Here is a 21,703-nt window from a genome sequence, read left to right on the forward strand (position 1 = left end):
TTTATTCCTTTCAGGCTGCGGTAATCAGCCAGCAGTTGTGAATCTGACGGTTACGGGCAAAATCCTGAGACAGCGTTTTTTGCGTAATTTCCTGCGCCTGCAGCCCCAGTTGCGCCAGCCCGTCATGATCCATACGGAAACCGCGTTTGTTGTTCGAGAACATAATCGTGCCGCCTTTGCGCAGCAGACGTTTGAGATCCGTCATCAGACGCAGGTGATCGCGCTGTACATCAAAGGCATCTTCCATGCGCTTCGAGTTAGAGAAGGTCGGCGGATCGATAAAGATCAGATCAAACTGTTCGGTACTCTCGCGCAGCCAGCCCAGCACGTCAGCCTGCATCAGACGATGCGCGCGCCCGGTCAAACCGTTGAGGCGCAGGTTACGCTCGGCCCATTCGAGATAGGTCCGGGACATATCCACGGTGGTGGTGGAACGCGCCCCGCCGAGGCCGGCGTGTACGCTGGCGCTGCCGGTATAGGCGAAAAGGTTAAGGAAATCTTTCCCTTTACTCATCTGGCCTAGCATGCGGCGCGCGATACGGTGATCGAGGAACAGGCCGGTATCCAGATAGTCGGTCAGGTTGACCCACAGACGCGCGTTATATTCCTGTACTTCAAGGAAATCGCCCTTCTCGGCCATTTTCTGGTACTGATTTTTGCCTTTCTGCCGCTCGCGGGTTTTCAGCACCAGCTTGTTCGGCGCAATGCCGAGTACGGAGATAGTCGCCGCAATAATATCAAACAGACGCTGACGCGCCTTATGCGCATCGACCGTTTTCGGCGGCGCATACTCCTGGACGACCACCCACTCGCCGTAGCGATCGATGGCGACGTTATATTCCGGGAGATCGGCATCGTACAGGCGATAGCATTCAATCCCTTCCTGACGCGCCCATTTTTCAAATTTTTTCAGATTTTTGCGCAGCCGGTTAGCGAAATCCTCCGCCAGCGATACCGCACCACCGCCTTCGTTTTCCGCAAGGTGGTAGTTCTTCTGCACGCAGTCCAGCGGGCCGTTTTTCGCTTTAAACTGTTTGTCCGCACGCAGCTGCAGGCAGCTCAGCAGTTCCGGAGAGGCGCTGAACAGCGACAGGTTCCAGCCGCCAAACTGGCTTTTCATCGTCCGGCCAAGCAGGCTATGCAGCGCGATCAGCGCCGGCTCGCTTTCCAGACGCTCACCATACGGCGGGTTGCTGATTACGGTACCGTAAGGGCCTTTCGGCAGCGGATTGCTGAGCTGGGCGACATCTTTTGCTTCAAATGCGATCAGCTCGCCGACGCCGGCGCGACGGGCGTTGCTGCGCGCGCGTTCAATCACGCGGGCATCAACGTCGGAGCCATAGAAGCGCGATTCATACCCCGCCAGCCCTTTACGGGCGCGGGTTTGCGCTTCGGCTTTCACCTCTTTCCACACCGCCTCATCGTGCTGCAGCCAGCCGTTAAAGCCCCAGTGCCCGCGATGCAGGCCCGGTGCGCGATCGGTCGCCAGCATCGCGGCTTCGATTAGCAAGGTACCGGAACCGCACATTGGATCGAGCAGTGGCGTCCCGGGAACCCAGCCAGAACGCGTGACAATCGCCGAGGCGAGCGTTTCTTTGATCGGCGCCATACCGGTGCCATCGCGGTAACCGCGCAGGTGCAGACCTTCGCCGCTGAGATCCAACGAGATGTGCGCCGTCTCTTTATTCAGCCAGACGTTAATCCGCAGATCGGGATGTTCGCGATCGACGTTGGGACGCGGCAGGTTTTTGCGCGTAAAGCTATCGACGATCGCATCTTTGACCTTTAACGCCCCGTACTGGCTGTTACGTATTTCCTCGTTCAGCCCGCTAAAATGCACGGCGAAAGTGGCGTCGGGGGTGAAAATCTCCGTCCATGGAATGGCCTGAACGCCAAGGTAAAGATCCAGGTCGCTATACACGCTACACTGACCGAGCGGCAGCATGATGCGCGAAGCCAGTCGGCTCCACATCAGGCTTTGATACAGCAGGCGCGTATCTCCCTGAAAATGGACCCCGCCCTGGACTACCTGGCAGTCCATCGCGCCAAGTGCTTCCAGTTCAGTTTTTAACAGCTCTTCAAGGCCACGAGCCGTACTGGCAAACAGAGAATTCATATCGTCACTTTTACTAAAAGAAAATTGTTGCGCATTATAGCCAATATGCGCCCTATGTCATAAAGTTAAAGGCTTATTTTTAAGCCCAGAGGCTGCGCATGATAACGCTATCGCGACTTTTTATTCACCCTGTCAAATCCATGCGAGGAATTGGCCTGACGCACGCGTTTGCCGATATCAGCGGCCTGGCTTTCGATCGCGCGTTTATGGTGACGGAAACCGATGGCACCTTTATTACCGCCCGTCAGTTCCCCCAGATGGTGAAGTTTACCCCCGCGCCGCTGCATGATGGGATTCACCTGACGGCGGTCGACGGCAGCAGCGCGATCGTGCGTTTCAGCGATTTTGCCCCGCAGGGCGAGCCTACCGAAGTGTGGGGTAACCACTTTACCGCCCTGATCGCCCCCCCGGCGATCAACCAATGGCTCAGCGCTTTCTTCAACCGCGACGTTCAGCTCCGCTGGCTGGGGCCGCAGCTCACCCGCCGGGTTAAGCGCCATGATGCCGTTCCTCTCACCTTCGCGGATGGTTTCCCCTACCTGCTGACCAATGAAGCCTCGCTGCGCGATCTGCAAAACCGTTGCCCGGCCGGCGTGCGCATGGAACAGTTTCGCCCCAATCTGGTAGTGACCGGCGCCGCGGCCTGGGAAGAAGACACCTGGAAAGTGATTCGCATCGGCGAGGTCGTTTTTGACGTCGCGAAGCCCTGCAGCCGCTGCGTGCTAACCACCGTCAGTCCGGAGCGCGGACAAAAACACCCTTCCGGCGAACCGTTAGCCACGCTGCAACGCTTCCGGACCGCGCTGGATAACGGCGATGTCGATTTCGGCCAGAATCTGATTGCCCGTAACAGCGGCGTGGTGCGCGCTGGCGATGAAGTGGAAATCCTGACCCGCGGTCCGGCCAGGGCCTATGGCGCAGGCGATAGCGACGATACGCTGGCGCTGACCCCGCAGCAGAGTACCACCGTCGACATCGAATGGCAGGGGCAGCATTTTAAGGGAAACAACCAGCAGGTGCTGCTGGAGCAGCTGGAACAACAGGGTATACGTATTGCCTATTCCTGCCGGGCGGGCATCTGCGGCAGCTGCCGGATTCGTCTGGAGGAAGGTGAAGTCAGCCCGCTGAAGAAGAACGCACAGGCCTCGGATGGCACGATTCTGTGCTGTAGCTGCGTGCCGAAAACCGCCTTACGGCTGGCGCCTTGAGCGCGGGAACGTGTTTCTAAACCGCCTGACCCAGGCTGTAGCTGGCCACGCCCGGTGCCGGCTGCAGTCTGTCGTTCATGATTTTAATCACATCCCCCAGCTGCATCGTTCGTCCGGCGAGCGTCAGCCCCGGTTGCGCCAGCAGGCACAGCGCGGCATTTTCACCCGGCTCCACCACCAGCAGATTGACCTGCTGCCCGGTGTCGCTCAACCAGGCGCTGGCGGCATCGCCGCTGCCCGGCTGCCAGCACTCAGCGTGGGTGGTGAAATGCCAGCTTTTCGGCATCTGCGGTTTCAGAAAACGAATCGCTACCAGCGCATTAAGGACTAATTCCGCACGCTGCTCTTTAGATAATTCTATATCGCGGCATTTTTCTTCAAATGAGAAATAAAGAGCAGCATCGTCGACACAAAACCCGGACGGTGAAAAAGCATCAGGCGTTAACATCCGACGCGCGAAACGCGAACGGAACAACATACCATTGGCCAGATCGAGCATCATACGATCGTGCTCTTCATCGTAATACCAACGCCAGTTATCGTCAGGTTTAATTCGCATTGTTCCCCCGTCCTCTTTCACTTCCGTCTGTAATGCCATGACATCCTGCAACAGAATAATTCCAAAATTAAGAAAAGACTAAAATGTCTAAATAAGCAACAATGAAGGAATATAAAACAACCAGGGCCGGAAATAAAGCCCTGGGGGGTATCAGAGGGGGAAAAGATTAGATATGGGTAACAATTTCTTTAATCAGCGGGGGGCCTTTAAAAATAAATCCGGAATAAATCTGCAGCAGACTGGCGCCGGCAGCCATCTTTTCCCGAGCCGCAATCACCGAGTCAATCCCGCCAACGCCGATAATCGGCAAGCGACCATTTAATTCCATCGCCAGCGTACGGATAATTTCCGTACTCTTTAATTGCAATGGACGACCGCTAAGACCACCGGTTTCATCACAGAATTTCATCCCCTGCACCAGCGAACGATCCAGAGTGGTGTTGGTGGCGATGACGCCATCAATATTATGCCGGACTAAACTATCGGCCACCTGGATCAATTCCTCAGGAGAAAGATCCGGCGCGATCTTCACCGCCACAGGAACATATTTCTGATGCTTCTGCTGCAGCTCAAGTTGCTTATTTTTAATCGCGGAGAGTAAATCATCGAGGGCCTCACCGTATTGCAGGGTACGCAGCCCCGGCGTATTCGGCGAAGAGATATTAATGGCGATATAACCGGCGTAGGGATAGACTTTTTCCATACAAATCAGATAATCATCTTTACCCTGCTCAACCGGGGTATCTTTATTTTTGCCGATATTAATCCCGAGAATACCGTCAAAATGCGCCTTTTTTACGTTCTCAACCAGGTTATCAACACCGTGGTTATTAAAGCCCATGCGGTTGATCAAACCCTCGGCATCCACCAGACGGAAGATCCTTGGCTTATCATTACCCGGCTGCGGGCGCGGCGTCACGGTACCAATCTCAATTGACCCAAAGCCCATGGCGCCGAGCGCATCAATGCACTCGCCATTCTTATCCAGCCCGGCGGCCAGACCCAGCGGATTCTTAAACGTGAGTCCCATACAGGTGACCGGTTTAGACGGCACCTTCTGGCGGACCAGCATTTCCAGCGGCGTACCTGATACACGGCGTAATTGTTGAAAGGTTACTTCATGAGCGCGCTCAGGATCGAGCTGAAAAAGAGCTTTACGAACGAAGGGGTAGTACATGAACTCTCCTGGATTCCCGGTGTGCAAACCGGGGGCGTATTATGTTCGATCGACGACGGAAAGGGAATTGACCTGCGACAAAAAATGTCACATCCAGCGCAAACGTTTACTTTTCACGCCCGCGTTATGCAAATTCTGACAAAACAAGGGTGGAAAAATCATTTAGGGAAATAAATCGGCTCTGTCACACTGCCATCAAATGTTATCAATTATAGATAAATGCAAACATTTGGTTATAAGGAGAGAGAAAATGCGTGTCATTACACTAGCAGGTAGCCCGCGCTACCCTTCCCGTTCCAGCGCGCTTCTGGAATATGCCAGAGAGACGCTCTCCGCCGCTGATGTTGAAGTCTGCCACTGGCATTTGCAGAATTTTGCCCCGGAAGACCTTCTTTATGCCCGTTTCGATAACCCGGCGCTGCATACCCTGAACGAACAGCTGGCGGGCGCCGATGGGCTGATTATCGCCACCCCGGTCTATAAAGCCTCATTTTCCGGCGCGCTGAAGACGCTGCTCGACCTGCTCCCGGAACGGGCGCTGGAAGGTAAAATCGTCTTACCGCTGGCCACCGGCGGCACCATCGCACATATGCTGGCGGTAGATTATGCGCTGAAACCGGTGCTCAATGCCCTGAAAGCCCAGGAGATCCTCCACGGCGTCTTTGCCGATGACAGCCAGGTAACCGACTATCAGCACAAGCCGCAGTTCACGCCTAACCTGCAAGGACGCCTCGATCTGGCGCTGGAGACCTTCTGGCAGGCGCTGCACCGTCCGAGCAGCCGTGCTCCCGCGCTGAACACGATTCGCGGGGTGGAACATGCTTAATCCCCTGCGTGCCCTGGCGCTTGGCGGGTTGCTGACGCTCTCCGCCCTGGGCCATGCGGCAGAATCCGCGCCGGACGCGCTGCGCATCGGCTACCAAAAAGGGGGCGTCAGTATGGTGCTGGCTAAAAGTTACCAGCTGCTGGAAAAACGCTACCCGAACACCAAAATTTCCTGGGTGGAGTTTCCCGCTGGCCCCCAGATGCTCGAAGCATTAAACGTCGGCAGTATTGACCTCGGCAGTACTGGCGATATACCGCCCATTTTCGCTCAGGCCGCCGGGGCCGATCTGCTCTACGTCGGCGCCGAGCCGCCGAAGCCGAAAGCAGAGGTGATTCTGGTGGCGGAAAACAGCCCGATCAAAAACGTGGCTGAGTTAAAAGGACGTAAGGTGGCCTTCCAGAAAGGCTCCAGTTCACACAATCTGCTGCTGCGCGCGCTGCAGCAGGCGGGCCTGACATTCAGCGATATTCAGCCGGTCTATCTCGCCCCCGCCGACGCCCGCGCCGCGTTCCAGCAGGGCAATGTCGATGCCTGGGCTATCTGGGATCCGTACTATTCCGCGGCCCTGCAGCAAAGTCGCGCCCGGGTGCTGAAGGATGGCACCGACCTGAAACAAACCGGCTCTTTCTATCTGGCTTCTCGCCCCTACGCCGAGAAAAACGGTGCCTTTATTACCGGCGTGCTCGAGACCTTCAGCCAGGCCGACGCCCTGACGCAGAGCCAGCGCCCGCAAAGCATTGCCCTGCTGGCAAAAATCATGGGCCTGCCTGAAGCGGTGATCGCCAGCTATCTGGACCATCGCCCGCCCACCATCATTACGCCGGTCAGCGCCGAAACGGCAGCCCGCCAGCAGCAAACCGCCGACCTGTTTTACGAGAACAAGCTGGTACCAAAAAAAGTCGATATCCGCGACCGCATCTGGCATCCCGCAACCGCACAAGGAGCGAAATCATGAGTCTGAATATGTTCTGGTTTTTACCGACCCACGGTGATGGTCGCTATCTTGGTACGGAAGAAGGCGCTCGCCCGGTCGACCACGGCTACCTGCAACAGATCGCGCAAACCGCCGATCGTCTCGGTTTTACCGGTGTCCTGATCCCGACCGGGCGCTCCTGTGAAGATGCGTGGCTGGTGGCCGCCTCGATGATTCCGGTCACCCAGCGTCTGAAGTTCCTCGTCGCCCTGCGCCCAAGCGTGATGTCACCCACGGTCGCCGCACGCCAGGCCGCCACCCTCGACCGCCTGTCCAACGGTCGGGCGTTGTTTAATCTGGTGACCGGCAGCGATCCGCAGGAGCTCGCCGGCGACGGCGTATTCCTCGACCATACCGAACGCTACGAAGCCTCATCTGAATTTACCCATATCTGGCGCCGCCTGATGGAAGGCGAAACGGTCACCTTCCACGGTAAACACCAGCGCGTACGCGGCGCGAAGCTGTTATTCCCGCCGCTGCAGCAGCCGCGCCCCCCGCTCTACTTCGGCGGTTCTTCCGAAGTGGCGCAGGATCTCGCCGCTGAGCAGGTTGATTTATACCTTACCTGGGGGGAGCCTCCGGCCCAGGTGGCGGAAAAAATCGCCCAGGTCCGTGAAAAAGCGGCCCGGCTTGGCCGCCAGGTACGCTTCGGCATTCGTCTGCATGTCATTGTCAGAGAAACCAATGAAGAGGCCTGGCAAGCGGCGGAGAGTCTTATTTCTCATCTTGATGATGAGACCATTGCCCGGGCGCAGGCTGCCTTTGCGCAAACCGATTCGGTGGGGCAACACCGGATGGCGGCTCTGCATAATGGCCAGCGCGACAAGCTCGAAATCAGCCCCAATCTGTGGGCCGGCGTGGGGTTAGCGCGCGGTGGCGCGGGTACCGCGCTGGTGGGCGATGCGGCCACCGTGGCCGAACGCATCAACGAATATGCCGCCCTCGGTATTGATAGCTTTATCTTTTCCGGCTATCCGCATCTTGAAGAGGCTTATCGCGTCGGGGAGCTGCTGTTCCCCCTGCTGGATGTCAATATTCCGTCGATCCCGCAGCCGCATAGCCTGCGTCAGCAGGGCGAAGCGGTGGCGAATGAATTTATCCCGCGTAAAGCGGCGCAGAGTTAAGGAGCAGGTCATGGCAACATCGGCGCAAAAACTGCTGCTGCGGGTCGCTCCCTGGCTTCTGCCGGTAGGGACCGTCATCGTCTGGCAAATCGCCTCTTCGGTGGGCTGGCTATCGACCCGTATTCTCCCCTCTCCGGAGGGGGTACTGAAAGCCTTCTGGACGCTCTCCGCCAGCGGAGAGCTGTGGCAACACCTGGCTATCAGCTCATGGCGCGCGCTGTTGGGCTTCGCTATCGGCGGTTCCATCGGGCTGGTGCTGGGCCTGATTAGCGGCCTGTCACGCTGGGGGGAACGCCTGCTGGATACCTCGATTCAGATGCTGCGTAACGTCCCGCATCTGGCGTTGATTCCGCTGGTTATTTTATGGTTCGGCATCGATGAAAGCGCCAAAATCTTCCTCGTCGCGCTGGGGACCATGTTCCCGATCTACATCAATACCTGGCACGGCATCCGTAATATCGATCGCGGGCTGGTGGAGATGGCGCGTAGCTATGGCCTGTCCGGCTTCGCCTTATTCCGCCACGTCATTCTGCCCGGCGCCCTGCCCTCGATTATGGTCGGCATCCGCTTTGCGCTTGGTCTGATGTGGCTAACGCTGATCGTGGCCGAAACCATCTCCGCCAACGCCGGGATCGGCTATCTGGCGATGAATGCGCGGGAATTTCTGCAAACCGATGTGGTGGTGGTAGCCATCATTCTCTACGCCATTCTTGGCAAACTGGCCGACTTCAGCGCCCAGCTACTGGAACGCGTCTGGCTTCGCTGGAACCCGGCTTATCACCTTCAGGAGGCCAACGCATGACCACTGCCCGTCTGAACCCAGGGATCCCGCTGTTGTTGAACGGCGTGACCAAACGCTACGGCGAGAACACCATTCTTAATGAGCTGGACCTGCATATTCCTACCGGGCAGTTTGTCGCGGTAGTCGGGCGCAGCGGCGGCGGTAAAAGCACCCTGCTGCGGCTGCTGGCCGGGCTGGAAAAACCTAACGGCGGCGAGCTGCTGGCGGGTGCGACGCCGCTGGCGCAGATCCAGGACGATACCCGCATGATGTTTCAGGACTCACGGCTGCTGCCGTGGAAAACGGTCATCGATAACGTCGGACTTGGGCTAAAAGGCTCATGGCGCGAGGCCGCGCTCCAGGCGCTGGCCAGCGTTGGCCTCGAAAGCCGCGCGGGCGACTGGCCGGCGGCGCTCTCCGGCGGGCAGAAACAGCGGGTGGCGCTGGCTCGCGCGTTGATTCACCGCCCGGGCCTGCTGCTGCTGGATGAACCGCTGGGCGCGCTGGATGCCCTTACCCGCCTGGAAATGCAGGATTTGATCGTTTCCCTGTGGCAGGAGCACGGTTTTACCGTACTGCTGGTGACCCACGACGTGAGCGAAGCGGTGGCGATGGCCGACCGGGTGCTGTTAATTGAAGAAGGCAAGATTGGACTGGATTTAGTCGTCGATATCCCACGACCGCGCCGTACCGGGTCAGCCAGACTGGCTGAGCTGGAAGCGGAAGTGCTGAACCGGGTGATGAAACGCGGCAAGAATGAACCTGCGCCGCGCTTGTTTAGTCACGGTTAAACGCCCGATTCCGGGCTACGGATCCTGCGATCGGTAGCCCGGATAAGGCATTTACGCTAACGCTTTACTGATTTTCTCGAACAGATCCCCGGAGAGATTCTCCAGACCTTTCAACTGCTCCAGCGCCGCGCGCATCAGCGCCTGACGTTTGGCGTCATAGCGTTTCAGACGAATCAACGGCTCAATCAGGCGCGAGGCCACCTGTGGATTACGGCTGTTGAGCTCGGTCAGCATCTCCACCAGGAACTGATACCCGCTGCCATCTTCGGCGTGGAATGCCGCCGGGTTGCTGCCGGCAAACGCGCCAATCAGCGAACGCACGCGGTTCGGATTGCTGATGCTGAACGAACGGTGGTTCAGCAGGCCGCGCACCGTTTCCAGCGCATTATCCGCCGGGCTGGTGGCCTGCAGGATGAACCATTTGTCCATGACCAGGCCGTCCTGGTGCCATTTATCGTCATATTCCTGCATCAGGGCATCGCGGCAAGGCAGCTGCGCGGCGACCGCTGCTGACAGCGCGGCCAGCGCGTCGGTCATGTTGTCGGCCTGCTGATACTGGGCGACGACCAGCTTATCCGCCAGTTCAGCATCACCAAACGCCAGATAGCGCAGGCAGGTATTACGCAGTGAACGTTTGCCGATATCGCCATGCTCCACGCGATAGCTCGCCAGCTTATTGGCGTGGTAAACCGCGAGGAACTCGTCCGCCAGCTCTTTCGCAAGCGTGCGGGTCAACGCTTCGCGTACCGCCACAATGGCGATCGGGTCGATGATGGCAAACAGCTCGGCGATTTCGCTCGCGGAAGGCAGCGTCAGAATTTCGGCCGCCAGCGCCGGATCGATCTTCTCATCCAGCAGGATCGCGCGGAACGCATCGGCGACGTGAATCGGCAGCGACAGCGGTTGCCCTTGCTGATGGCGGTTAACGTTCAGTTTGATGTAGGTCGCCAGCAGACTCTGCGCGGCATCCCAGCGGGAGAAGTCGTTGCGCGCATGGCGCATCAGGAACGTCAGCTGCTGGTCGCTCCACTTATACTCCAGCTTCACCGGTGCGGAGAATTCGCAAAGCAGCGCCGGTACCGGCTGGAAGTAGACATTGTCAAAGACGAAAGTCTGTTCGGCCTGGGTCACGTTCAGCACGTGATGGACCGGATGCCCCCCTTTCTGCAGTGGGATCGCCTTGCCTTCGTTATCATACAGTTCGATATCGAACGGAATATGCAGCGGCAGCTTCTCCTGCTGCTCGGCGGTCGGCGGCGTATGCTGGCTGATGGTAAGCGTGTACTGTTCCGTTTCCGGGTTATAGTCATCATGAACGCTGACCACCGGCGTACCGGACTGGCTGTACCAGCGACGGAAATGGGACAGGTCGACATTGGAAGCATCTTCCATCGCCTGGACGAAATCGTCGCAGGTCGCGGCGCTGCCGTCATGCCGTTCAAAGTACAGCTGCATCCCTTTCTGGAAGTTGGCTTCCCCTAACAGGGTGTGCAGCATACGGATCACTTCCGCGCCTTTTTCATACACCGTCAGGGTATAGAAGTTATTCATCTCAATGACCATATCCGGGCGAATCGGATGGGCCATCGGGCTGGCGTCTTCGGCGAACTGCAGGCCGCGCATGGTGCGCACGTTGTTAATGCGGTTGACCGCACGCGAGCCAAGGTCAGAGCTGAACTCCTGATCGCGGAAGACGGTCAGCCCTTCTTTCAGGCTCAGCTGGAACCAGTCGCGGCAGGTGACGCGGTTGCCGGTCCAGTTGTGGAAATATTCGTGGCCGATCACCCGCTCAATATCGAGATAATCTTTATCGGTTGCGGTATCGGTGCGCGCCAGAACGTATTTGGAGTTAAAGACGTTCAGCCCCTTATTCTCCATCGCCCCCATATTAAAGAAGTCGACGGCGACAATCATATAGATGTCGAGATCGTACTCGAGACCAAAACGGGTTTCGTCCCATTTCATCGAGTTTTTGAGGGAGGTCATCGCCCACGGCGCGCGATCGAGGTTGCCGCGATCGACGAACAGCTCCAGCGCCACTTCACGCCCGGAACGGGTTTTGAAGGTATCGCGCAGCACGTCGAAGTCACCGGCCACCAGCGCAAACAGATAGCATGGTTTCGGGAACGGGTCCTGCCACTGGATCCAGTGCCGGCCGTTTTCCAGTTCGCCCTGCGCCACGCGGTTGCCGTTGGAGAGCAGGTAGGGATATTTCGTTTTATCGGCAATAATTTTGGTGGTAAAACGCGCCAGCACGTCCGGGCGATCCAGATACCAGGTAATATGACGGAAGCCTTCCGCCTCGCACTGGGTACACAGCGCTTCGCCGGACTGGTACAGCCCTTCCAGCGCGGTATTGGCCGCCGGGCTGATTTCATTGACGATCGTCAGGGTGAAATGTTCCGGCAATCCAGCGATCACCAGTTGGTTATTTTCTTCTTTATAGTTGCTCCACGGCTGGCCATCGACCTGCAGGGAGACCAACGTCAGGTCTTCGCCATCCAGACGCAATGGCACATCAGACGCAGCCGCGTGACGGGAGACTTTGCTCTCAGCCGTGACAACGGTTTTCGCGGCATCCAGGTCAAAGGTCAAATCGATATCGCTAATCAGATAATCCGGCGCACGGTAATCGTGGCGGTATTTGGCTTGGGGCTGTTGTGTCATAAAAAACCTTTAGCATGTTCCATAAAGTGTCGAACCCAGTCTATTCCTGTTGTGTAGATCGCGCTATGCAGAATCTTCATCTTTTCAACGTCAAACACGAAAATTGCTACATATTGATAACACAAGAGGCACGAAATGCACTCGACCCGGCGCAAAGCTTGTGGTGTGATCCCTGTTCAATATATTAAACTAGGCCTCGCAAATGACCGTCAGCGTCGCCATCGACCGTCACTGCGGGACAGAGTCGGGTAATAAAGGTATACTCCGCCTCCTTTTTTCTGCTTCGGTTTTGATGGAAACGCTCCAGTGAGAGGACGCTACTGCGCACCATGACACAATTCACTTCTCCTGTACTGCACTCGCTGCTTGATACGGATGCTTACAAGCTGCATATGCAGCAGGCTGTCTTCCACCGCTATCACGACGTACACGTTGCGGCGGAGTTCCGCTGCCGCGGGGACGATCTGCTCGGTATCTACGCCGATGCAATTCGCGAGCAGGTGGAAACCATGCGTGACCTGAAGCTGCAGGACGATGAATATCAGTGGTTGTCCACCCTGCCGTTCTTTTCTCAGGACTATCTCGACTGGCTACGTGATTTCCGCTATGACCCGCAGCAGGTCATCGTCAGCAACGACAACGGCAAGCTGAATATCCGCCTGTCCGGCCCCTGGCGTGAAGTCATTATGTGGGAAGTGCCGCTGCTGGCAGTCATTAGCGAGCTGGTCCATCGCTACCGCTCGCCCGAAATCAGCGTCGATTTAGCGCTCGACACGCTTGAGCGCAAGCTCGCCGACTTCGCACATATCACGGCGGACCTCGATCTGAGTCGCTTCCGTCTGATGGACTTCGGCACCCGCCGACGCTTCTCCCGTGAAGTGCAGCAGGCCATTGTTGCACGTTTACAGCAGGAGCCGTGGTTTAGCGGCACCAGCAACTACGATCTGGCTCGACGCCTGAATCTGACGCCAATGGGTACCCAGGCGCATGAATGGTTCCAGGCGCATCAGCAAATCAGCCCCAATTTAGCCAGCAGCCAGCGCGCGGCCCTGGCGGCCTGGCTGGAAGAGTATCCCGATCGGCTCGGCATCGCCCTGACTGACTGTATTACCATGGATGCCTTCCTGCGCGACTTCGGTCCGGAGTTCGCCAGCCGTTATCAGGGTCTGCGCCACGATTCCGGCGACCCGTTTGAATGGGGTGAGAAAGCCATTGCCCATTATCAGAAACTGGGTATCGACCCGATGAGTAAAGTACTGGTCTTTTCCGATAATCTCGATCTGGCGAAAGCGGTTGATTTGTATCGCCACTTCTCTTCGCGGATCAATCTCAGCTTTGGCATCGGTACCCGTTTAACCTGCGACATCCCCCAGGTTAAACCGCTCAATATCGTTATAAAACTGGTGGAATGCAATGGAAAACCGGTCGCCAAGCTCTCCGACAGTCCGGGCAAAACCATCTGCCACGATAAAGCATTCGTGCGCGCGCTGCGTAAAGCCTTCGATCTGCCGCCGGTGAAAAAGGCCAGTTAATCACCATAAGGAGCCGTTCTGGCTCCTTGTTCTTTATTTATTTCCGAAAACTCTCTCTCCCGGTGCGAAATCTACTTGTCTGATGGAAGATGACAGGTAACATAGATATCCCCCGATTGCCGGGGGATATCGATTTTTTTATTGGACTACGAATAGAGAGACTATTATGAGCGTTGTGCCTGTAGCCGACGTACTCCAGGGCCGTGTTGCCGTTGACAGCGAAGTCACCGTGCGCGGATGGGTACGTACCCGCCGAGATTCAAAAGCTGGCTTTTCCTTCCTGGCCGTCTATGACGGTTCCTGCTTTGATCCTGTACAGGCCGTTATTAATAATTCTCTGCCCAATTACAATCAGGAAGTACTGCGCCTGACCACCGGCTGTTCGGTCATCGTTACGGGTAAAATCGTGGCGTCCCAGGGTCAGGGTCAGAGTTTTGAAATCCAGGCCAGCCATGTTGAAGTGACCGGTTGGGTAGAAGATCCGGATACCTATCCGATGGCCGCTAAACGCCACAGCATCGAGTATCTGCGTGAAGTCGCGCACCTGCGTCCGCGTACCAATCTGATTGGCGCCGTCGCCCGCGTGCGTCATACCCTGGCACAGGCGCTGCATCGTTTCTTTGACGAGCAGGGCTTCTTCTGGGTTTCTACGCCGCTGATTACCGCATCGGATACCGAAGGCGCTGGCGAAATGTTCCGCGTATCGACGCTGGATCTGGAGAACCTGCCGCGTAACGATCTGGGCAAAGTGGATTTCGATAAAGATTTCTTCGGCAAAGAGTCGTTCCTGACCGTATCCGGCCAGTTGAACGGCGAAACCTATGCCTGCGCGCTGTCGAAAATTTATACCTTCGGCCCAACCTTCCGTGCTGAAAACTCTAACACCAGCCGTCACCTCGCGGAATTCTGGATGCTGGAGCCGGAAGTGGCCTTTGCGAACCTCAACGATGTCGCTGGCCTGGCTGAAGCCATGCTGAAGTACGTCTTCAAAGCGGTACTGGAAGAGCGGGCGGATGACATGAAATTCTTCGCCGAGCGCGTCGATAAAGAAGCCGTTTCTCGTCTGGAACGCTTTATTAATGCCGACTTCGCTCAGGTTGATTACACCGACGCGGTGACGATTCTGGAGAACTGCGGCAAGCCGTTTGAAAACCCGGTCTACTGGGGCGTGGATCTCTCTTCCGAGCATGAGCGCTATCTGGCCGAAGAGCACTTCAAAGCGCCGGTGGTGGTGAAAAACTACCCGAAAGACATTAAGGCCTTCTATATGCGCCTTAACGAAGACGGTAAAACCGTCGCGGCAATGGATGTCCTGGCGCCGGGCATCGGTGAAATCATCGGCGGCTCTCAGCGTGAGGAACGTCTGGACGTGCTGGACGCGCGCATGGCGGAAATGGGTCTTAATAAAGAAGACTACTGGTGGTACCGCGACCTGCGTCGTTACGGCACCGTACCACACTCCGGCTTCGGGCTGGGCTTTGAACGTCTGATCGCCTACGTCACCGGCGTACAGAACGTGCGTGATGTGATTCCGTTCCCGCGTACGCCGCGTAGCGCCACATTCTGATTGTTTTTTCTGATCATCGCCAAGGGCCAGCGTAAGCTGGCCTTTTTTTATGTCAATTAATGTTAACGAATACTAATAAATTTAAACATCAACCCTTCAAGTTCACATTTATGTTACTCACTATTTCGCCCCCTCCACAGCCGACAAATCGCATCTTATGTTCATATATTGGCGAAATGCCTGATTATTCTGTTCATTTTTTAAGCACCCACCGCACAAGGTGTGAAGACAAAAGCTGAGCGAAAAAAAAGCGAAATGCAGACATAAAATGCACAAAAGCCGCCTTATCTAAATTAATCATAATTAATTCATATAGATATATAAGGTTAGTTTATTTTACGAGCAAACCGGAACGGAATTTTGATTGAGTTCACAAAGTTCCTAAAAATACATATTTTGTTACATACATTTTCGTATTGTTACTCATATGCGACATTGGTAGCATTTTCCGGCTAGCGAAACGGTGGCGTGGATGGAAAGATGCCTTCAGACACCAAACTATCATCAATAGTTCTGTAAATTTTTATTGACGGAATTTATTGGCGGCAGTGGCAAGTGTTCATATAAAAATATTAATGAGGGTAATAAATAATGATGAAGCGCAATATTCTGGCAGCGGTGATCCCTGCCCTGCTGGTAGCCGGCGCAGCAAACGCTGCGGAAATCTATAACAAAGACGGCAACAAGCTCGATCTGTACGGCAAAACCGTAGGTCTGCATTATTTCTCTGATAACAAAGATAATGACGGCGACCAAACCTATGCCCGTTTGGGTTTTAAAGGGGAAACGCAGATCAACGACCAGCTGACCGGTTACGGCCAGTGGGAATATAACTTCCAGGGTAATAATACGGAAGGTAGCGACGCTCAGACCGGTAACAAAACCCGTCTGGCCTACGCCGGTCTGAAATTCGGCGATGCAGGCTCCTTCGACTACGGTCGTAACTACGGCCTGGTTTATGACGCCATCGGCGTAACCGATATGCTGCCTGAGTTTGGCGGCGACACCGGCCCTAGCGATAACTTCTTCGCCGGTCGTACCGGTGGCCTGGCAACCTACCGTAACAGCAACTTCTTCGGTCTGGTTGACGGTCTGAACTTCGGCGTACAGTACCTGGGTAAAAACGAGCACGCAGATAACCCGTCCCGTGCGAACGGTGATGGCTGGGCAACCTCTCTGAGCTATGAAGTCGATGGCTTCGGCATTGTCGGCGCTTACGGCGCAGCAGACCGTACCGACGGACAGCAGGCTCTGGCACGCGGCAAAGGCGATAAAGCTGAGCAGTGGGCAACCGGCCTGAAATACGATGCGAACAATATCTACCTCGCAGCCCTGTACGGCGAAACCCGCAATGCGACCCGCATTACGGATGGCTTTGCCAACAAAACTCAGGACTTCTCCGTCGTTGCGCAGTATCAGTTCGATTTCGGCCTGCGTCCGTCCATCGCTTACTACAAATCTAAAGCGAAAAATATTGAAGGCGGCATTGGCGATGAAGATTACATCAACTACATCGACGTCGGCGCGACCTACTACTTCAACAAAAACATGTCCACCTATGTTGACTATCAAATCAACCAGATTGACAGCGACAACAAGCTGGGCGTGAACTCCGACGACACCGTCGCCGTGGGTATCGTTTACCAGTTCTAATCTGCAGTACACCCCTTCGTGATATGCCTAAAAAGCAGGACTTCGGTCCTGCTTTTCTCTATTCCTGAGATAAAGATCGTAACTTTCGAAAACCTTCGCGCTTTTTGTCGCAAACGGTTGGCAATTAGTTCATCTGCCGTTACCCTGATAGCGGAATTCCCTTCAGTAATCACAATGGAACCTCGTCATGTTTGAGAACATTACTGCCGCCCCTGCCGACCCTATTCTGGGCCTGGCCGATCTGTTTCGTGCCGATGACCGCCCTACCAAAATTAACCTCGGGATTGGTGTTTACAAAGATGAAACGGGTAAAACCCCGGTCCTGACCAGCGTAAAAAAAGCAGAGCAGTATCTGCTGGAAAATGAAACCACCAAAAACTATCTCGGTATCGATGGTATTGCGGAATTTGGTCGCTGCACTCAGGAGCTGCTGTTCGGTAAAGGCAATGCGATTATCAACGATAAGCGCGCCCGTACCGCACAGACGCCTGGCGGTACCGGTGCCCTGCGCGTTGCCGCGGATTTCCTCGCGAAGAATACCGACGTTAAGCGCGTTTGGGTGAGCAATCCGAGCTGGCCGAATCACAAAAGCGTGTTCAATTCCGCGGGTCTGGAAGTCCGTGAATATGCCTATTACGATGCCGCCAACCACGCGCTCGACTTTGACGGTCTGCTGGCAAGCCTCAATGAGGCGCAGGCCGGTGACGTGGTTCTGTTCCATGGCTGCTGCCATAACCCAACCGGTATCGATCCGACGCTGGAGCAGTGGCAACAGCTGGCGCAGCTGTCCGTCGAAAAAGGCTGGCTGCCGCTGTTCGATTTTGCCTACCAGGGTTTTGCCCGTGGTCTGGAAGAGGATGCTGAAGGGCTGCGCGCGTTTGCCGCGCTGCATAAAGAGCTGCTGGTGGCCAGCTCCTACTCGAAGAACTTCGGTCTGTACAACGAGCGCGTCGGCGCCTGCACGCTGGTGGCTGGCGACCAGGAAACCGTTGACCGCGCGTTCAGCCAGATGAAATCCACCATCCGGGCAAACTACTCCAACCCGCCGGCGCACGGTGCTTCGGTGGTGGCGACGATTCTCAGCAACGACGCGCTGCGCGCTATCTGGGAACAAGAGCTGACCGATATGCGCCAGCGTATTCAGCGCATGCGTCTGCTGTTCGTGAATACCCTGCAGGAAAAAGGGGCCACTCGCGACTTCTCTTTCATCATCAAGCAAAACGGGATGTTCTCGTTCAGCGGCCTGACCAAAGAGCAGGTGCTGCGTCTGCGTGAAGAGTTCGGGGTCTACGCCGTGGCTTCCGGGCGTATCAACGTCGCCGGTATGACGCCAGACAACATGGCGCCGCTGTGTGAAGCGATTGTCGCCGTGCTGTAATAGCCTCGCTGGCAAAAAATAAAGGCCGCTTGCGCGGCCTTGTTTATATTTTCCGTCGAGGAGCATTACCAGACGGGCATTTCATCCTGCAGGAAAGGGTTATGCAGACGCTCATAGCCCAGCGTCGACATCGGCCCGTGACCGGGAATAAACGTCACATCATCGCCTAAAGGCAGTAATTTGCGCTTAATCGCATCAATCAGCTGACCGTGGTCGCCGCGCGGGAAGTCGCTGCGCCCTACTCCACCTTTGAAAATGACGTCGCCGGAAACCAGCAGCCGGGATGCCGGATCAAAAAAGACCACGTGCCCTGGCGTGTGCCCGGGACAGTGCAGCACCTGCAGAGCAACATTCCCTACGCTGACCACATCGCCTTCATTGAGCCAGCGGTCCGGCTGCAATGGCTGACAATCTTCCAGACCAAACATCCGACTTTGCGCCGGCAGCCCTTCCAGCCAGAACCGATCTTCTTCTTCCGGCCCGATAATCGGCACACCATAATGCTGTGCCAGCTCGGCCGCCGCACCGACATGATCGAGATGACCGTGGGTGAGCAAAATCTGCATCAGGCTGACGCCCTCTGCCGCTACTTCCTGTTTGATTCGCTCAGCGTCACCGCCAGGATCGACCAGCGCTGCAAGCCGGGTTTGTTCGCACCAGATTAAAGAACAGTTCTGAGCAAACGCGGTAACCGGAATAATACGATAGTTCATGATGCTCCTTTCGTTACCAGTGCCTTACCGGACCGGTATCAATATGCACAAAGTTGCTACGTGGGTAGTATCCTACACCACCTGCGCCCATAGATAACGCCGCTTTGCGAACATTGCTTAACGAAATGCCTTCAATATGGAAATCCATTGCCTGCCCCCTGGTGTGATAGCTATGTTTCGCTACACCACGGCTTCGTGCACGAAGTTCATCGTTGGTATCGAGGGAACGATAGCCAGAGATGAGCTGGACAGGTTTATTCGTGCCAAGCAATCCCTGCAGACGATAGAGGTGATCGAACAAACTCGGATCGATGGGCTTAATTTTATTCGCGCGGAAATCACGGAAAAAATGGTTAAGCCTTGCTAATTCATCCTGAATATAGCCTCTGCCATCGAAAAACTCCGCCTTGAGTGATTCACCAGTATGCAGGTTATTCAGCGTCAAAATACGCGGTCGGGGGGTCGAGAGGGTGGCAAATGCCGGCGCAGGCAGAATGGCGGCGGCACCGAGCGCAGCCCCACCTAACGCCAGCAATTTGCGGCGATTAGCGTCAAATTTGTCCATGATAATCAGGTCTACAAGTAAATGAATCGAATATATGCACTTCTGGCGCACGAAAGGCACCTTACCGGGCATTATTGCCAACGTCAAGGTAGCCTAACCCCAGTAAATACAGGCTCTGTAGAGGAACAGAGCCTGTTTTCACCCACAGTTAGGACAACGAAATGGGGTGAACTACTTCATTTACCTGATTAATTGTTCAGCTTTCGCCAAAATTTGTGCGCCAGATCGCGCGGTGAGATCGTAATTGTAAATATCTGTACGATATTGCATGCGGCCGTCGCTGCCAACGAAGGCGGTTAAATAATAGAGATTCACCGGGATATTCTGCCGGATATTCACATACCGCGTATCGCCCTGCTTAAGCGCATCGGAAATCCGCGTATCGTTCCAGCCGGCATCCTGCAGCAGCATATTCGCCAGTTCAGAAGCTTTATTGACCCGCACACAGCCGGAGCTTAACGCGCGCACGTCTTTCTGGAACAGATTGTGGTTCGGCGTATCGTGCAGATAGATAGCATCGGAGCTGGGCATATTGAACTTATAACGCCCCAGCGAGTTACGTGCCCCCGGCGCCTGCTGGAAGCGGAACGGGAGATTGTTCTCGGTGATCGTTGACCAATCAATGCGCCAGGGATCGAGGGCCTCTTTGCTGTTCCAGCCGCGCATTACCGTATAGCCATGTTGCTCAAGATAGCCTGGATTATTACGCACCTTCGGCAGGATATCTTTGCGCGCCAGCGTCGGCGGCACATTCCACGGCGGATTCACCACCACATTATTTAACGCGCTGCTCATCATCGGCGTTTTACGATCCGGGCGCCCGACGATCACTCGCGATGCCAGCACCTGACTGCCGTCCTGATAATAGACCAGCGAAAAGGCCGGAATATTCACCATGATCCCGGTGGAGAGCTTGCCCGGCAGCAGGCGTAAACGCTGGATGTTCAGCGCCAGCACCCCGGCGCGCTGCGCCGCGGAAACGTTCAGCAGGTCGCGCGTGGAGGCGCCAATGACGCCATCGGCACCCAGCCCTTGCCACGCCTGAAAGCGCTTAACGCCCGCAACAAGCTGGCGATCGTAAACGCCGCGCGCAGCCGTTTTATTTTTCTTCCCCGCCGACGGGCTGACGACGTCCCCCGGCAAAGCTATCTTCTCAGCGTCATCCAGCATGCCGGTACGTTGTAAAATCTCACGCAGCGCGCCGATATCGTTGCTCCACTCGCCAGGACGTAGCGATGCGGTACTGGTCAGTTGCGGCCACGGACGCGAATCCGCCACCAACGACAGCAGCGCCTGATGCATCGCCGCATATTGCGTATGGTGCGGCGCCAGTCCGGCAATAAACTGCGGCAGTGAACCGTCATCCAGCGCCAGCTGCCACTGGTTGATGACCGACAGCGGCGGCGTCGACATGGTGTAAGGTCTGGAGCTATACAGCCAGCGGTTCCCCTGAACCGGAATGCCGCTGATAAAGTGCAGATAGCCCATCATAGCATCGGAAAGCACGACATCACGCGCCATACCGCTCACCGCCGGATCGGTGAGCAGGCTTACCCAGGTGGTGAACTGCGGCTGGAAACCGGCAATCGCGACTTCGGCCAGCTGCTGCTGGAACGCCTGCACCGCCTCGCGGTTCTCCCACATCGGCTTCATATCCCTGGCCGCGTACAGCGACACCAGAGGATTCATAAACACCGGCTGATAACCCGCCGGCAGTAGTGCGGTAATATCGGCACGACTTTTCGCTGCCGCATCGGTAGCCAGCGGCTGCTCGCCGGCCATTTTCGCGACCGTCGCAGACTGACCCGCGCTTTGGCTCAGCGCAGAAGACAGTTCACCAATCGTGGCGGAACTGTCGGCAGGTACCACTTCAGGCTCTTCGGCCTGGACATTGAACAGTGGAGCAAATGCAAAAGCCAGGCTCAAACTCAGCGCTGACCATTGACGACCATACCGTTTTTTTAGCAACATCCCTTGCCCCCTGTTAACACATTGCCACCCACAAAAATGGGGCTTACTCACAGTATATAAAGGCGTAAACGCTTTTGCCTTACCAAATGTAAAGAAGTTTAA

Annotated in this window: 16 protein-coding genes and 1 pseudogene; 10 read left to right on the forward strand and 7 right to left on the reverse strand. The window is 56.0% G+C overall.

Going from position 1 to position 21,703, the window contains the following annotated elements:
* Positions 1 to 10 precede the first annotated feature (10 nt).
* Positions 11 to 2,116: a bifunctional 23S rRNA (guanine(2069)-N(7))-methyltransferase RlmK/23S rRNA (guanine(2445)-N(2))-methyltransferase RlmL gene (rlmKL, locus tag EDF73_RS06760; protein WP_132727470.1), complete on the reverse strand. Its 2,106-nt coding sequence runs from the start codon at positions 2,114 to 2,116 to the stop codon at positions 11 to 13.
* A gap of 98 nt (positions 2,117 to 2,214) precedes the next feature.
* Between rlmKL and EDF73_RS06765 the strand changes: the two genes are divergently transcribed.
* Complete coding sequence (locus EDF73_RS06765) at positions 2,215 to 3,324, forward strand: YcbX family protein (protein WP_132727473.1); 1,110 nt, start codon at positions 2,215 to 2,217, stop codon at positions 3,322 to 3,324.
* Positions 3,325 to 3,340: 16 nt separating this feature from the next.
* Here EDF73_RS06765 and zapC read toward each other — a convergent pair whose 3' ends face one another.
* Together zapC and pyrD are read right to left on the reverse strand one after the other, a co-directional pair.
* The gene (gene zapC / locus EDF73_RS06770; RefSeq protein WP_132728122.1) at positions 3,341 to 3,883 is read right to left on the reverse strand and encodes a cell division protein ZapC; all 543 of its coding nucleotides are present in this window, start codon (positions 3,881 to 3,883) and stop codon (positions 3,341 to 3,343) included.
* 166 nt (positions 3,884 to 4,049) lie between these two features.
* The gene (gene pyrD / locus EDF73_RS06775) at positions 4,050 to 5,060 is read right to left on the reverse strand and encodes a quinone-dependent dihydroorotate dehydrogenase (protein ID WP_132727476.1); all 1,011 of its coding nucleotides are present in this window, start codon (positions 5,058 to 5,060) and stop codon (positions 4,050 to 4,052) included.
* A gap of 250 nt (positions 5,061 to 5,310) precedes the next feature.
* On the opposite strand from pyrD, the gene ssuE reads away from it, so the two are divergent.
* The 5 genes and pseudogenes from ssuE to ssuB all read left to right on the forward strand — a co-directional run bounded on the left by ssuE (position 5,311) and on the right by ssuB (position 9,555).
* On the forward strand, positions 5,311 to 5,886 hold the full coding sequence (ssuE, locus tag EDF73_RS06780; RefSeq protein WP_132727478.1) for an NADPH-dependent FMN reductase: 576 nt from the start codon (positions 5,311 to 5,313) through the stop codon (positions 5,884 to 5,886).
* Positions 5,879 to 6,878, forward strand: a pseudogene (locus EDF73_RS06785) (sulfonate ABC transporter substrate-binding protein). Before ssuE ends, EDF73_RS06785 begins: the two are co-directional and overlap by 8 nt.
* Positions 6,838 to 7,983 (forward strand): FMNH2-dependent alkanesulfonate monooxygenase, encoded by a 1,146-nt coding sequence (ssuD, locus tag EDF73_RS06790; protein ID WP_132727483.1) that lies wholly within the window; start codon positions 6,838 to 6,840, stop codon positions 7,981 to 7,983. The pseudogene EDF73_RS06785 and the gene ssuD overlap by 41 nt, the downstream one beginning before the upstream one ends.
* A 10-nt stretch (positions 7,984 to 7,993) precedes the next feature.
* Positions 7,994 to 8,785, forward strand: coding sequence for an aliphatic sulfonate ABC transporter permease SsuC (ssuC, locus tag EDF73_RS06795; protein WP_132727486.1), 792 nt, complete (start codon positions 7,994 to 7,996; stop codon positions 8,783 to 8,785).
* On the forward strand, positions 8,782 to 9,555 hold the full coding sequence (gene ssuB / locus EDF73_RS06800; protein ID WP_132727489.1) for an aliphatic sulfonates ABC transporter ATP-binding protein: 774 nt from the start codon (positions 8,782 to 8,784) through the stop codon (positions 9,553 to 9,555). The genes ssuC and ssuB overlap by 4 nt, the downstream gene beginning before the upstream one ends.
* A 51-nt stretch (positions 9,556 to 9,606) precedes the next feature.
* Here the strand turns inward: ssuB and pepN are convergent, their stop codons facing one another.
* Positions 9,607 to 12,222 (reverse strand): aminopeptidase N, encoded by a 2,616-nt coding sequence (pepN, locus tag EDF73_RS06805; protein ID WP_132727492.1) that lies wholly within the window; start codon positions 12,220 to 12,222, stop codon positions 9,607 to 9,609.
* A gap of 329 nt (positions 12,223 to 12,551) precedes the next feature.
* Between pepN and pncB the strand changes: the two genes are divergently transcribed.
* From pncB to aspC, 4 genes are all read left to right on the forward strand, one after another.
* A complete protein-coding gene (gene pncB / locus EDF73_RS06810) occupies positions 12,552 to 13,754 on the forward strand; it encodes a nicotinate phosphoribosyltransferase (RefSeq protein ID WP_132727495.1) in 1,203 nt (400 codons plus the stop codon).
* A 166-nt stretch (positions 13,755 to 13,920) separates the two neighbouring features.
* Positions 13,921 to 15,321, forward strand: coding sequence for an asparagine--tRNA ligase (gene asnS / locus EDF73_RS06815; protein ID WP_132727498.1), 1,401 nt, complete (start codon positions 13,921 to 13,923; stop codon positions 15,319 to 15,321).
* Positions 15,322 to 15,912: 591 nt separating this feature from the next.
* Positions 15,913 to 16,974: a porin OmpF gene (gene ompF / locus EDF73_RS06820; protein WP_279387983.1), complete on the forward strand. Its 1,062-nt coding sequence runs from the start codon at positions 15,913 to 15,915 to the stop codon at positions 16,972 to 16,974.
* A gap of 187 nt (positions 16,975 to 17,161) precedes the next feature.
* A complete protein-coding gene (gene aspC / locus EDF73_RS06825) occupies positions 17,162 to 18,352 on the forward strand; it encodes an aspartate transaminase (RefSeq protein WP_132727501.1) in 1,191 nt (396 codons plus the stop codon).
* Between the two features lie 65 nt (positions 18,353 to 18,417).
* Here aspC and EDF73_RS06830 read toward each other — a convergent pair whose 3' ends face one another.
* The 3 genes from EDF73_RS06830 to ldtD form a co-directional block, all read right to left on the reverse strand.
* Positions 18,418 to 19,065, reverse strand: coding sequence for an MBL fold metallo-hydrolase (locus EDF73_RS06830; RefSeq protein ID WP_132727504.1), 648 nt, complete (start codon positions 19,063 to 19,065; stop codon positions 18,418 to 18,420).
* 13 nt (positions 19,066 to 19,078) lie between these two features.
* Entirely contained in the window at positions 19,079 to 19,630 is a 552-nt protein-coding gene (locus EDF73_RS06835) for a YcbK family protein (protein WP_132728125.1), read from the reverse strand.
* A gap of 180 nt (positions 19,631 to 19,810) precedes the next feature.
* Entirely contained in the window at positions 19,811 to 21,601 is a 1,791-nt protein-coding gene (ldtD, locus tag EDF73_RS06840) for a L,D-transpeptidase (RefSeq protein WP_132727508.1), read from the reverse strand.
* Between the last annotated feature and the right edge of the window lie 102 nt (positions 21,602 to 21,703).

It is taken from the genome of Klebsiella sp. BIGb0138 (genome assembly GCF_004342285.1).
In the GTDB taxonomy this organism is placed as follows: Bacteria; Pseudomonadota; Gammaproteobacteria; order Enterobacterales; family Enterobacteriaceae; genus Klebsiella.